This window comes from Friedmanniella luteola, assembly GCF_900105065.1.
Lineage (GTDB): Bacteria > Actinomycetota > Actinomycetes > Propionibacteriales > Propionibacteriaceae > Microlunatus > Microlunatus luteolus.
Genome location: NZ_LT629749.1, coordinates 3,703,601 through 3,716,995, shown reverse-complemented (window position 1 = coordinate 3,716,995; position 13,395 = coordinate 3,703,601). Strand labels below are relative to the sequence as shown.

General features: G+C 72.6%; 11 protein-coding genes. 4 read left to right on the top strand and 7 right to left on the bottom strand.

Annotation, left to right across the window (positions count from 1 at the left end):
* The first annotated feature begins 41 nt into the window (after positions 1-41).
* Positions 42-689, top strand: a complete 648-nt coding sequence (gene rplQ / locus BLT72_RS17430) for a 50S ribosomal protein L17 (protein WP_091414422.1) — start codon at positions 42-44, stop codon at positions 687-689.
* Between the two features lie 73 nt (positions 690-762).
* Here rplQ and BLT72_RS17425 read toward each other — a convergent pair whose 3' ends face one another.
* Positions 763-1,728: a glycosyltransferase gene (locus BLT72_RS17425; protein ID WP_091414421.1), complete on the bottom strand. Its 966-nt coding sequence runs from the start codon at positions 1,726-1,728 to the stop codon at positions 763-765.
* Positions 1,729-1,856: 128 nt separating this feature from the next.
* Here BLT72_RS17425 and BLT72_RS17420 point away from each other — a divergent pair, with 128 nt between their 5' ends.
* The gene (locus BLT72_RS17420; RefSeq protein ID WP_157720552.1) at positions 1,857-2,597 is read left to right on the top strand and encodes an SDR family NAD(P)-dependent oxidoreductase; all 741 of its coding nucleotides are present in this window, start codon (positions 1,857-1,859) and stop codon (positions 2,595-2,597) included.
* Positions 2,598-2,714: 117 nt separating this feature from the next.
* Positions 2,715-4,001, top strand: coding sequence for a glycosyltransferase 87 family protein (locus BLT72_RS17415; RefSeq protein ID WP_091414420.1), 1,287 nt, complete (start codon positions 2,715-2,717; stop codon positions 3,999-4,001).
* 82 nt (positions 4,002-4,083) lie between these two features.
* On the opposite strand, the gene BLT72_RS17410 is transcribed toward BLT72_RS17415, so the two are convergent.
* Genes BLT72_RS17410 through BLT72_RS17390 form a run of 5 tightly spaced genes read right to left on the bottom strand, consistent with a single transcriptional unit; the run spans position 4,084 to position 9,918 of the window.
* Positions 4,084-4,926 carry an ABC transporter ATP-binding protein gene (locus tag BLT72_RS17410; RefSeq protein WP_091414419.1) on the bottom strand — a complete coding sequence of 281 codons (843 nt, stop codon included), beginning with the start codon at positions 4,924-4,926 and terminating at the stop codon, positions 4,084-4,086.
* Positions 4,923-6,089, bottom strand: coding sequence for an ABC transporter ATP-binding protein (locus BLT72_RS17405; protein ID WP_091414418.1), 1,167 nt, complete (start codon positions 6,087-6,089; stop codon positions 4,923-4,925). The genes BLT72_RS17410 and BLT72_RS17405 overlap by 4 nt, the downstream gene beginning before the upstream one ends.
* On the bottom strand, positions 6,086-7,048 hold the full coding sequence (locus BLT72_RS17400) for an ABC transporter permease (protein WP_091414417.1): 963 nt from the start codon (positions 7,046-7,048) through the stop codon (positions 6,086-6,088). Before BLT72_RS17400 ends, BLT72_RS17405 begins: the two co-directional genes overlap by 4 nt.
* Complete coding sequence (locus BLT72_RS17395; protein WP_091414416.1) at positions 7,048-8,058, bottom strand: ABC transporter permease; 1,011 nt, start codon at positions 8,056-8,058, stop codon at positions 7,048-7,050. The genes BLT72_RS17400 and BLT72_RS17395 overlap by 1 nt, the downstream gene beginning before the upstream one ends.
* A gap of 33 nt (positions 8,059-8,091) precedes the next feature.
* Positions 8,092-9,918, bottom strand: a complete 1,827-nt coding sequence (locus BLT72_RS17390) for an ABC transporter substrate-binding protein (protein WP_091414415.1) — start codon at positions 9,916-9,918, stop codon at positions 8,092-8,094.
* A 561-nt stretch (positions 9,919-10,479) separates the two neighbouring features.
* On the opposite strand from BLT72_RS17390, the gene BLT72_RS17385 reads away from it, so the two are divergent.
* Complete coding sequence (locus BLT72_RS17385) at positions 10,480-12,018, top strand: ATP-dependent DNA ligase (protein WP_091414414.1); 1,539 nt, start codon at positions 10,480-10,482, stop codon at positions 12,016-12,018.
* Between the two features lie 5 nt (positions 12,019-12,023).
* Here the strand turns inward: BLT72_RS17385 and BLT72_RS17380 are convergent, their stop codons facing one another.
* Complete coding sequence (locus BLT72_RS17380; RefSeq protein ID WP_157720551.1) at positions 12,024-13,394, bottom strand: NAD(P)/FAD-dependent oxidoreductase; 1,371 nt, start codon at positions 13,392-13,394, stop codon at positions 12,024-12,026.
* Position 13,395: the final 1 nt, after the last annotated feature.

The window sequence follows — 13,395 nt, the reverse complement described above, 5'->3', positions numbered from 1 at the left end:
AGCCCGCTAGCGCTTGCGGCTCGAGACCTGGAGAACTGAGCATGCCTGCACCTACCAAGGGCAATCGTCTGGGCGGCAGCCCGTCGCACGAGAAGATCATCCTGTCCAACCTCGCCACCCAGCTGTTCGAGCACGGGCGGATCGTGACCACCGAGGCGAAGGCCAAGCGGCTGCGGCCGCTGGCCGAGAAGCTGATCACGAAGGCGAAGCGGGGTGACATCCACGCTCGTCGTCTCGTCCTGACCACCGTCAAGGACAAGGGTGTGGTGCACACGCTCTTCACCGAGATCGCCCCGACGATGGCCGACCGCGAGGGTGGCTACCTGCGCATCACCAAGGTCGGCCCGCGCAAGGGTGACAACGCGCCGATGGCGATGATCGAGCTCGTGACCGAGTCGGTCGAGGACAGCAAGAAGGCCAACCGGCCGGCGTCCGCGTCGGCCCCGCGGCGCGCCGCTGCCCCGACCGCCACGGCTGCCGGAGCCCCCGCCGGCACCGACGCGCCCGACGACGCGGTGCAGTCCGAGGGCAGCACCGAGGCCACCCCGGCCGAGGAGCTGGTGACGGGCACCGAGGAGCGCGACGCCGCCACCGACACCGAGCAGGCGCCGAGCGACGACGTCGAGGTGGAGGAGGCTGCGGTCGACGCGACCGTGGACGAGACCACCGACAGGCCCACCCAGGCCTGAGCTCGTCCCGAGCAGCCGGACGGCGCCCATCCCCTCCGGGGGTGGGCGCCGTCCTGCGTCCGAGGGGGGCGGCTCAGGGGCCGTGCTGCTCGACCGCGCGTTCGAGCACCGTGTCCCAGGCGCGGCAGAAGCGCTCCAGGCCGTAGCGCTCCAGCGCCGCGGCCCGCGCGACCTGACCGCGCGCCGCAGCCTCGTCGGGGTCGGTCAGCAGGCGTGCGGCCTCGCGGCGCAGCACCTCGACGTCCGTCGAGAGGGCGCCGGCGCCGGCCGGGACGGCGCGGGACGCCTCGGTGGTCTCCAGCACGAGGACGGGCAGGCCCAGGAGCATCGCCTGGATCAGCGAGAGCCCCAGCGAGGTCCAGCGGTTGAGGTGCAGGTAGGCCCGCCGCTGGGCGAGCTCGGCGTAGAGCTCGGTGGGCGTGAGGTTCCCGGCGTAGGCGAGCCGCGGCGACCCGGGCAGGGCGGCCGGCAGCCGCTCGGCGTCGATGCCGAAGGCGTCGACGGGGTGCTCGGCGAACCGGGCGAGCAGGTCGGTGCCGGTGCCGCGCCAGCGGCGCACCGGCTCGTTGACGACGAAGGCCAGGTGCGGGAGCACCCCGGTGTAGAGCGGTCCGGGGTCGGCGATGCCGTGCTCGACGACCGCCGTGCGGGTGCTCCCGCAGTCCCAGAACAAGGCGTTGAAGTGGGTGACGTGCACGATGGTCACGTCGTCGCGGTCGGCCAGCGGGTGCCGGCTGTCGGGGACGTCGACCCGGGGCGTGTTGTGCTCGCAGAACACGGCCGGCACGTCAGCGCCGGGGCGGATGCCGGCGGCCGCCGCCAGGTCCAGCTCCTCCAGCCTCTGCAGGACCACGACGTCCGGCGGGTCGTCCCGCAGCTCCTCGGCGCTGGTCAACCGCACGTCGACGCCGTCGGGGCGGTCGAGCCGGGGCAGCCCACCGCTGCCGTGCTGGTCGGCCGGCAGGTAGAGGTAGGTGTGGCCGCCGCTGGTCAGGGAGTCGCTGTAGCCGCCGTGGACGTTCCAGAGCAGGATGCGCACGCGGTGCCGATCGGTCGGAGGGGCAGGAGAGGCCCAGCCTCTCCTACCCGCCACCTCCGGTCGGTACCGGGTGGGTACCGTACGGTGGCGGCGACCGGGCAGGCCGGTCGGTGGACGAGGAGGTGCACGTGGCAGGACTGGACGGGCGGGTGGCGCTGGTCACCGGCGGGGCGAGCGGCCTGGGACGGGCCACCTGTGTCGCCCTCGCCGCCCAGGGCGTGCACGTGGTGGCGGGCGACATCGACGAGGCGGGGGCCCAGGTGACGGTGGAGGCCGTCACGAGCGCCGGCGGGTCCGCCGAGGCCGTCCGGCTGGACGTCACGGTCGCCGACGACCGCACGGGCGTGGTCGGGTCGCTGTTCGAGCGCCACGGTGCCCGCTTCGACATCCTCGTGAACGTGGCCGGCATCGACCGCCCGGGCTACCTCACCGACGTCGACGAGAGCGCCTACAGCCAGGTGTTCGCCGTCAACTGCCACGGGCCGGTCTTCCTCATGCAGGCGTTCCTCAACGGCTACCTCGGCGTGCGCACGGAGGACACCGAGGCCGAGATCTTCAACGTCATCTCCATCTCCGCGGTCACCGTGGGCAGCGGGGCCGTCGCCTACAACAGCTCGAAGGCCGCCTTCGCCAAGGCGACGGAGATCTTCCAGACCGAGGTCCGCGAGTTCTCCCACCCGTGTCGCATCCAGGGCATCATGCCGGCCGCGATGGACACCCCGATGATGGAGCAGTGGAAGATCCCCGCCGAGCGGATGATGGATCCGTCGGAGGTGGCCGCCGAGATCGTCCACGCGCTGGGCCGCCCGCGCGGGGTGCTGGGCCAGAACCTCATCTTCACCCCCCGGGTCGAGTACTTCCCCCGCTGACCGCGGCACCCACCCGCAGGGCTGGCACAGGGCGGGCACAGGGGCGGGACAGCCGGCCCCGCCACGGTGAGGGGGCCACCCGGACCGGGCGGCGCCCCCGTCGTCCGAGGACCTGCCATGACCCCTGCCCCGACCCCGTCCCGCCGGCTGCTGCCGCCCCTGGTGCTGGCCGTCCTCGTCGCCGTCGCGCTCGTCGTGCGCTGGCGGGTCGTCGACGTCGTCTCCGCCGACTACCGGGCCTTCCTGCTGCCCTGGTGGACGGTGCTGGACGAGGGCGGCTTCGCGGCCCTCGCCGAGCCGTTCTCGAACTACAACACCCCCTACCTCGTCCTGCTGTGGCTGACCACGCTGCTGCCGGTCGGCCCGCTGGTCGCGGTCAAGGCGCTCTCGGTGGCCTTCGACCTGCTGCTGGCGGCGCTGGTGCACCGGATCACCGCGGTGCTGCGGCCGGGTTCCCGGTGGCTGCCCGTGCTGGCCGCCGGGGTGGTGCTGCTGCTGCCGACGGTGGTCCTCAACAGCGCGGCCTGGGGGCAGTGCGACGCCGTCTACACCGCCGGCTGCGCGGCCAGCCTGCTGGCCCTGCTGCGTCGGCGGCCCTGGCTGGCCTCGGCCCTGTTCGGGCTGGCCTTCGCCGTCAAGCTGCAGGCCGTCTTCTTCCTGCCCGTGCTGGTCGTGGTCCTGGTCCTCAACCGGCACCGGCTGACCAGCCTGCTCGCGGCACCGGCCGCGTTCCTCGCGGCCCTGGTGCCGGCCAGGGTCGCGGGCCGGGGGCTGCTGAGCCAGCTCGCCGTCTACCCCGCCCAGGTGACGAACAGCTCGGGAGCCGTCGGCGCCGCGGCGGGTCGCGCCGGGGCCGGCGGCGCCCCGTCCGGGCGCGGGGGCTTCGGCGGAGGCGGTGGCGGTACCGGGGCGTCGAGCTTCACCTACAACGCCCCGACGCCCTACGCCTGGCTGCCCTCGGGGGCGGGGGAGGGGTGGAAGGTCGCCGGGCTCGTGCTGGCCGGTCTGGTGGCCCTCGGCTTCGGGATCTGGCTGCTGCGCCGTCGCCGCCGGCTGGACGGCTCCGAGGTGCTGCTGGTGGCGGCCACCGCCACCCTCGTGGTGCCGCTGCTGCTGCCCGACATGCACGAGCGGTACTTCTCCGTGGCGGAGGTGCTGGCCGTCGTCACGGCGGTGGCGGTCGACCGGCGCTTCGCCGCCGTGGCCGTGCTGCTGCAGGTCGCCTCGACCTCGACCTACCTGTCCTACCTGGCCGACGACCCACTCGTGCCGTTGCGCTTCGGGTCGATGCTGGCGGCCGGCGCGGCCATCACCGCGAGCGTAGTCCTGGTGCAGCGGCTGGGACCGGGCCGCCCACGGGGGTCGAGCCCGGTCCTGGTCCCGCTGGGCGCCGCGGCCGGCTGACCCGCGGGCACGCCGGCCAGGGGAGCGCGAGGCCAGCCGCGGGGCCTGTTCCGCGGCCGACCTCGCAGTCGGGGGATGGGTCCTAGACCCGTTGGGCGTGCGCCCCGGTGGGGGCGTCGGGCGCGCCGCCCTCGATGAGCCCGTCGGGCTCCTCGGCACCCTGGTGCAGCTTCGGCACGTCGGCCAGCAGGCGCTGGGTGTACTCGTGCTGCGGGTTGAAGATGACGTCCTCGGCCCTGCCCTGCTCCACCATCACCCCGTGCTCCATGACGAGCACCCGGTCGGCCACGTAGCAGGCCTGCCCGATGTCGTGGGTGATGAAGAGCACGGTCATGCCCAGCTGGTCCCGCAGGTCGGTGAGCACGTTGAGCACGTTGACCCGCAGCGACGCGTCGAGCATCGAGGTGGCCTCGTCGGCGACCAGCAGCTTCGGCCGCATCATCAGCGCCCGGGCGATCATCACCCGCTGGCGCTGGCCGCCGGAGAGCTCGTGCGGGAAGCGGTCCAGCACGTCCTTCGCGTGCAGCCCGACGTAGCCCAGCGACTCCTCGAGCCGCTCCTGGCCCACCTTGTCGTCGAGCAGCCGGCTGGAGCGCGCCAGCAGGCGGCGCACCGTGAAGAACTGGTTGAAGGCCGAGAACGGGTCCTGGAAGACCGCCTGGACGTCCTTCCAGTAGTCGGTCCGGGCCTTCGCGTTCATCTTGCTCACGTCGTGACCGCGGAAGGTCAGCGAGCCGGTGGTGATCGGCATCAGGCCCAGCACCATCCGCGCCAGCGTCGACTTGCCGGAGCCGCTCTCGCCGACCACGGTGACGACCTCGTTCTCCGCCAGGGCGAAGGAGACGTCCTTGACGGCCTCGACGGCGTTCTTGCCGTGGCCGAAGGTCTTGCCGACCCCTCGGGCGACCAGCACGTCCTCGCTCATGCGGACACCCCTCCGGTCGGGACCTCGCGGGAGGTGTCGGCGCGGCTCTCCGCCATCGCCGCCGGTGCGGCCCCGTCCTCGTCGTCGTGGTGGTCGGACTGCGCCGTGACGCCCGAGCCGACGACCGGGTCGGCGTCCGCCAGCGACTCCGAGGTCACCGCCTTGAGGGGCACCGACTCGCCCGGGTGCTTCTTGGCCCAGAAGCACTTCGAGAACCGCAGCTCGTCGCCGACGTGCGGCGGCTCGTCGTGCGAGCACTCCTCGTAGGCCACCCCGCAGCGCGGGTGGAACCGGCAGCCCGAGGGCGGGTTCAGCAGGTTGGGCGGCGAGCCCGGGATGCCGAAGACCCGCATCTCGCGGTAGCGCGGCTCGGGCACCAGGACGGCGCTGAGCAGGGCCGCCGCGTAGGGGTGCCGGGGACGCTCGGTGATCTCGTCGGCGTCCCCCACCTCGACGATCTTGCCCGCGTACATGATCGCGATCCGGTCCGAGACGGTGCGCAGCACGGGCAGGTCGTGGGTGACGAAGACGACGCCGGACATGATCTTCTGCTCCAGCATCTGCAGCAGCATGTCGATCAGCGCCTTCTGCGAGGACACGTCCAGCGCGGACGTGGGCTCGTCGGCGATCAGCAGCCGCGGGTTGAGCAGCGTGGAGATGATCGTCACCGTGCGCTGCTTCATGCCCCCCGACAGCTGGTGCGGGTAGGAGTCGAGCACCCGGACCGGCAGGTCCAGGGACTTGAGGCGGTCCCGGGCCCGGTCCAGCGCCTCGTCGCGCTTGACGGTGCGGTCGTGGGCGCGCACCACGTCGAACACCAGGTCACGGACCCGCTGGGTGGGGCTGATGGAGTTCATCGCCCCCTGCGGCAGCAGCGAGACGACCGACCCGCGCCAGGTGCGCGGGATCTTGCTCCGCTCGCCCAGCTCCTGCCGTTTGCCGTCGATCTCCAGCGTCCCGCTCTCGACGTAGAGCGGGGGACGGGTCGTCAGGGACAGGATGGCCCCGAGGGTGGACTTGCCGCAGCCGGACTCGCCGGCGACCCCGAGGACCTCGCCCTCGTTGATGTAGACGCTGACGTCGTCGACGGCGAAGACCTGCCGGCCGTCGGGCGTGCGGTAGGCCGCGCGCAGGTTCTCGGCGTTGAGCAGCCGGGTGGTCATCGGGTTCCTCCGGTCGAGGCGGGGACGGGGGACTCGACGATGCCGGCCGCCCCGATCGGGGTGGGGACCTGCGAGCTGGCCGGTGCCGGCAGGCTCTGGCCCCCCTTGGTCTTGCGCTTGGCCAGCTTGCCGCGGCGCAGCCGCGGGTTGAAGACCTCGTCGAGGCTGGACTGCAGCAGCAGCAGCGAGAAGGCGATCAGGGTGAGCATCACCGTGGGGGGCAGGAAGGCCCACCAGGCGCCGGTGCGGATGGAGCCCCAGGCCAGCGCCCAGTAGAGCATCACGCCGAGGCTGGTGGTCCCGGACGGGCCGAGGCCCAGCAGGCTGAGGGCGGCCTCGGCCAGGATCGCGCCCGAGACCTGGAGGACGAAGGCCATCACCACGTAGCTCAGCAGGTAGGGCAGCACGTCGCGGCTGAGGATGGAGAACCAGGACGCCCCCGAGAGCCGGGCGACGTCGATGTGCTCGCGCGAGCGGATGCTGGTGGACTGCGCGCGCACCGCGCGGGCCATCCAGGGCCACGACGTGATGCCGATGATGAAGGCCAGGGCCAGCGAGCTCCGGTCGTTGAGCGCGATGCCGAGCAGGATCACCAGCACGATGGAGGGGATGGCCAGCGCCACGTTGGTCAGGCCGGAGATGACGTCGTCCAGCCAGCCGCCCTGGTAGCCGGCCACCAGGCCGAGGACCAGGCCGATGACGCTGGCGATGAGGCCGGCGACCAGGCCCACCAGCAGCGACGTGCGGGTGCCGTAGACGAGGTTGGCCATCACGCTCTGGCCCTCGTTGTCGGTGCCGAGCAGCATCGGCAGGCCGCCGGCGGGCTTGTCGTAGAGCCCGCCGATGACCGCGTCGGGGTCGGTCCCGACCACGAAGGGGCCGATCAGCCCCACCACCAGGGTGAAGATCACCAGGCTGGCCGCGACCCAGAACCGGGGCGTCAGGTTGATCGCCTTCATCAGCGCTCTCCACTCTGTGCAGCCCGGATCCGGGGGTCGATCAGTCCGTTGACGATGTCGACGGCGAAGTTGGCCAGCAGCACGGCCAACGTGATGATCAGGGTGACCGCCTGGATGACCGGGTAGTCGACCGTGCTGATCGCATTGAACAACAAGGTGCCCACGCCTGGGTAGGAGAAGACGAGCTCCGTCACCAGGGCGCCGCCGACCAGGCCGCTGATCGACAGGGCCAGGCCGGTGATCTGGGGCAGCATCGCGTTGCGGAACACGTAGCCCGTGATCCGGTTGTCGGTGAGCCCCAGACCCCGGCCGTAGTTGACGTAGTCGGCACCCAGCTCGTAGATGGCCATCGAGCGCATGCCGACGGCCTGACCCCCGATGAACACGACCACCAGCGACCAGAACGGCAGCCAGAAGTAGGTGATCGCGTCACCGAAGAACGCGGCGCTGAACTCGGGCGTGAGCCCGAAGGAGTAGGCGCCGCCGATCGGCAGGACGCCCAGCTGGACCCCGCAGATGAACAGCAGCAGGATCGCCAGGCAGTAGTAGGGGACGGAGGTGGCGAACAGCGACGTCACGAAGGCGCCGCGGTCGAACCACCCGCCGCGGAAGGCGGCCATCGCGCCGAGGATGTTCCCGACGACCCAGCCGATGAGGATGGCCGGCACCTGGAGCACGATGCTCCAGGGCAGGGACTGCGCGACCAGGGTGTTGACCGAGGCGGGGTACTGGGCGAACGAGGTCCCGAGGTCACCCTGGGCCAGCTGGCCCAGGTAGATGAAGAACTGCTGCCAGATCGGCTTGTCGAGGCCGAACTCGCGGTTGTAGTTCTCGTAGATGATCCTCAGGTCCTCGCCGCCGACCCCGCCACCTCGGGCCAGGTTGCTGACGATGGAGTCCACCGGGTTCCCCGGGATCAGGCGTGGCAGGAAGAAGTTGAGCAGCAACGCCACCACGAGGGTGCCGAAGAACCACAGCAGTCTTCGTCCGAGGTAACGGGTCAAGCCCATGGTCGGCTAGTCCTCTCGCTCTCTCGTGGTCCTCTAGCTGCCGACCTTCTTGATCTTGAACAGCCAGTCGATGCCGGCTCCCTGCCACATCGGCGGGGCGTACGGGTTGTCCTCGGTCGGGAAACCCGTCCAGTTCGTCTCGTTCACCTCGTAGAACTCCAGCGGGCGGTACATCAGCGGCACGACGGGGATCTGCTCGCGGTAGATCTTGTCGAGCGCGGTGTAGGCCGTCTTCGCCTCGTCGTCGGTCTTCGCCCCGGCCGCCGCGTCGAGCAGGCCCGGCACGTCGGGGTGGGAGAACCGGTTGTAGTTGAAGAAGGCCGACTTGCCCGCCGCAGCCACGCCGCGGTCGTCCATCGCGTCGCGGAAGCGCACCCACGGGCTGGCCGCGGTGACGCCGGTGTAGGAGTACATGCAGAGGTCGAAGTCCTGGTTCTGCATGGCCTTCTGCATGGTCGGGGCCTGCGGGAACTTCGTCTCGATGCCGATGCCGACCGCCTTGGCGGACTTGGCGACGATCTCGCAGGCGGTGTTCCAGTCGGTCCAACCCGTCGGGGTGATCAGCTCCCAGCCGCCCAGCTTGGTGCCGTCCGGCAGGGAGTAGATGCCGTCGGAGCCCTTGGTGCAGTTGAGCTCGCCCTCGAGGATCTCGATGGCCTTCTCCTTGTTGAAGGACCAGCCCTCGGAGTCGACGCCCGCCTGGTCGAAGTACTTCGACTCGTAGCCGACGGGGACGATGAGGCTGGCCTTCGCCGGGTCGGAGTAGCTCGACATGGCCGTGGCCGCGATGTTCGGGTAGTCGATCGCGTAGGCGATCGCCCGCCGCACCTTCGGGTTGTCCAGGCCCTTGCGGTCGAGGTTCATGATCAGCAGCGGCAGGTTGCCGGGGAGGTAGTAGGGCTTGTCCTTGAGCCAGGTCTTGACCGGCTTCTTCTGGTCCTCCCACATCTTCCAGATCTGCGCGGTGAACTGCTGGCTGGCGTCGATCTCGCCGCTGGCCAGCTTGAGGTCACCGTCGTTGTTGCTCTTGAAGATCGGGTGCACGATGGCCAGCGGCGCCGGGGTGCCGAAGACCTCCTTGCCCCAGTAGTCGTCGTTGCGCTTGAGGGCCACCTGGGTCTGGTCGGCCTTGTCCATCAGGTAGGGGCCGCTGCCGATGGGCTGGAGGTTGGTCTCGGCGGTGACCTTGTCCTCGCTGAACTGGCTCCAGATCGCCTTCGGCAGGATGTAGACGTTCGCGATGGCGTCCTTGACCGAGCCCGGGTTGTACGGCTTGGTCTTGATCTTGAACACGACGGTCCGCGGGTCCGAGGCGGTGACCGAGTCGAGGTAGGTCCACACGCTGGAGTTCGGCGTGCTCACCTTGTTCGCCAGTTCGAAGGTGAAGACGACGTCGTCGGCGGTCAGCTCGGTGCCGTCGGAGAACTTGGTGCCGTCCTGCAGCGGCACGGTGAGCGTCGTGTCGTCGGTGTCCTGGATCTCCTTGCCCAGGCCCGGGGCGAACGAGCCGTCGATCAGGTTGAACCGGACCAGCGACTCGTAGATGAGCTGGCTCTGGCGACCCGCCGTGGGCCACTGCGGGGTGGCGCCGACCGGGTTGAAGTTGGTGGGCGGGCCCCACTGGAAGCCGGCGACGAAGAAGGTGTCGCCGGAGGCGCCGGGACGCCCCTTGGCGGTCCCGCCGTCGGTGCTGTTGCCCGTCTGCGCCGTGCCGCAGCCCGTGGCGCCGACGCCGACGAGCGCCCCGCCGACGGCGAGGCCGGACAGGGAGAGGAAGCGGCGGCGGCTGGTGCCCCACGGCTGGGCCGGGGTGCCGCCGCCGAGGGCGGGGCTGGCCGGGTCGATCTGGGGGTGGGTCATCGAGGTCCTTTCGAAGGATTCGCGTCGTTGCTGTGGTCGATGAGTCGAGCGGTCGGAGCGGGTGGAGGGGTGATGAGCAGCCGCGTGGGCAGCGGTCAGCCCGTGGGCAGGCGGGGTGGAGCTGCGGTGGTGGCGACGCTGGCTGCGCCGTCGACCGGGCGGCACCGGGGAGCCCGGTGCCCGCGGTCCGGGACCCGGGGGTCCGCAGACCTCACCACGACGCCGCGGGGGATGGGTCCGGGGCGGTGGGGTCAGACCTGGAGGTGGTTCGTGGCGCCGGTGCGGCACCAGGGCAGGCTGCGCGCCCCCCTGGGCAGGCGGCAGGGCAGAGCCGGCCCCCGGCAGGCAACATCGTCGTCAGTCCTCGCTCTCCGTCGAACGTCTGGGGGTCAACCCATCACTTAACCGGTTCGGTGTCAATGGGCCGGGCGGCCCGGTCCCGCATTCTTCACGCAAGGGTGACCCGCCGAGCAGCCCCGTCTTCCTAGCACACCGGTGCCGGGCGGGGCGCCCTCCCGCCGCGCCGACCGGCCTGTCGGCGGTGCGCGGCATGATGCCTCCATGTTGTTGAGCCGGTTGGCGGAGACCTCGACGGCGCTGGCGGCGACCCGGTCGCGGCTGGCCAAGCGCGACCTCATCGCCGGTCTCCTGCGGGAGACGGCGCCCCGGGACGTCGAGGTGGTCGTGGCCTACCTCAGCGGAGGGCTGCGCCAGCGGCGCACCGGCGTGGGCTGGCGGACGCTGCAGGACGCCCCGCCCCCGGCGGCGGAGCCGACGCTCACGGTGGCCGAGGTCGACGCCACCTTCGCCGCGGTGGCCGAGCTCGCGGGGGCCGGCTCCGCGTCGGCGCGGACGGCCGCGGTCCGGGAGCTGCTGGCGCGGGCCACGGCGGCCGAGCAGCGCCTCGTCGCCGGACTGGTCTCGGGGGAGCTGCGGCAGGGCGCCCTGGAGTCCCAGGTCCAGGAGGGCCTCGCCGCCGCCTTCGGGGTGCCCGTCGCCGCCGTCCGGCGGGCGGCCATGCTGACCTCGTCCACGACCACCGCCGCCGTCCTCCTGGTGGGCGGCGGCCTGCCCGCGCTCGAGGCCGTCGGGCTGCGCGTCGGCACGGCCGTGCAGCCGATGCTCGCGGCCGCCGCCCCCGGGCCGGAGGCCGCCGTCGAGCGCAGCGGGCTGCCCGCCGTCGTGGACGCGAAGCTCGACGGGGTCCGCGTCCAGGTGCACCGGGACGGGGAGGCGGTGACGGTCTTCACCCGCAGCCTCGACGACATCACCGCCCGCCTGCCCGACGTCGTCGCGGTCGCCCGCGCGCTCCCGCACCGGCAGCTGGTCCTGGACGGCGAGGTGCTGGCGCTCCGACCGGACGGCACGCCGGAGGCGTTCCAGGTGGTGGCGTCGCGGACGATGAGCGGGACCGACCCCGACCCCGGGGGCAGCCCGCTCCGGGTGTTCTTCTTCGACCTGCTGCACGTCGACGGCCGCGACCTGCTGGACGAGCCGCTGCACGAGCGGCTCGCCGTGATGGAGCAGGTCGTGCCCGCCGCGCTGCTGGTCCCCCGGCGGACCTGCACCGACGCGGCGGCCGTCGCCGACGCCTTCACCGAGGCGGTGGGGCAGGGCTACGAGGGGGTCGTGGTCAAGAACCTGCAGGCCCCCTACGCCGCCGGCCGGCGGGACGCGGCCTGGGTCAAGGTTAAGCCCCGGCACACGTTCGACCTCGCGGTGGTCGCCGCCGAGTGGGGGCACGGCCGGCGGCAGGGCTGGCTGTCGAACCTCCACCTGGCCGCCCGCGACCCCGGGACCGGGGAGCTGGTCATGCTGGGCAAGACCTTCAAGGGGTTGACCGACGCGCTGCTGGGCTGGCAGACCGAGCAGCTGCTGGCCCGGGAGGTGCGGCGCAGCCCGGGCACCGTGCACGTCGACCCGCCGCTGGTGGCCGAGATCGCCGTCGACGGGCTGCAGGCCTCGACGCGCTACCCGGGCGGCGTCGCCCTGCGGTTCGCACGGGTGCTGCGCTACCGGGACGACAAGACCCCCGACGAGGTGGACACCCTGGCGACGGTCCGGGCCCTCGGCGGTCCCCTGCGGGCGCCGGAGGAGTGAGCGGGTCAGCGCCGGGTCGCCGCCAGCAGGGCGAGGAGCTGCGGCGGCCGGGGTGGCGGTGGGGTGGCGACGCCCCGGGGGCGGCGGGCGGCGGCGACGAACAGGGCCGGGTGGAGCAGCTCGCGCGGTGATCCCATCAGGTGGTAGATCCGGTTGAAGGCCGTGGTGGCGTGGCGGTCACCGGCCATCAGCAGGTGGCCCACCTCGGCGGTCCAGGCGTCGACGACCCGCTGGGGCAGCGGCGCCGGACCCGTCGGGCCGAGGTGGCGCCGGTCCTCGCTGGTGGCCACCGCCCAGGGCAGGTCGGTCACGTCCCGGAGCCGTGACTGCACCCGGCGGGCGGTCCAGCGGCGTCGCGTCCAGGCGTCCGCCAGCAGGCCCGCCTGGATGGCCGCCACGGTGATGCCCTGGCCGTACAGCGGGTTGAAGGCGCACAACGCGTCGCCGACCACGAGCAGCCCGTCCGGCCAGTCCCGGCGGCGCCCGTACCCGTGCCGGCGGTTGCCCGTCTGCCGGTGCACGGTCAGCTCCCCGGCGGGCTCGAGCCCGACCACCAGCTCGGCGAGCACCGGGTCCCGGAGCGTGCCGAAGAAGTCGACGAGGTCGGTGCCGCGGTCCGGCCGGTGGGCGCCGTAGCCGTTCGCCAGCACGACCCACCCGCCGTTCTCCACGGGCAGGCCGAGGCCCCCACGGGGGACGTCGGGAGTCGGCTGGACGACCACGCCGGTCGGCAGCGGACGCCGGTCCGGGGTGCGGTACAGCCGGCTGGCGTAGCCCAGCGCGGCGTCGACCGTCTCCGGCTCCTCGACCGGGTGACCCGCGGCTGCCAGCCAGACCGGCATCCGGGAACCCCGACCGGAGGCGTCCACGACCAGCTCGCCCGGGACCGCGTCCCCGGACCCGAGGAGCACCCGCCAACCGCGGTCGCCGTCGCCCTCCAGACCGCGCACCCGGGATCCGCGCCGCAGCGCCACCCCGGGCAGGGCCGCCACCCGGGCGCGGACGACGTGCTCCAGCAGTGGCCGGGTCAGCGAGAGCACGTCGTAGGAACGGGTCGAGGTGGGCTGCCAGCCCAGCGGCCCGCACCAGGGCAGGGTGCCGCAGTCGACGCGCACGGCCCCGGCCGCGACCAGGTCCTCGGGCAACCCGGGCAGCAGGCCCGAGGCCTCCAGCAGCCCGCGGTGCAGCAGGACGTGCGGCTGACGGCCCTGGGCGACGCCGCGCCGCGGGCCCGCGGTGTCCGGGAGCTCGTCGCGCTCCAGCACGGTGACCTGGCCGCCTCCGCGGGCCGCGGCGGCAGCGGCCAGCAGCCCCGCGAAGCTCGCGCCCACCACCACCGTCGAGCGCGGCGGCCGCCCGGTGCTCTCCAGGATCACG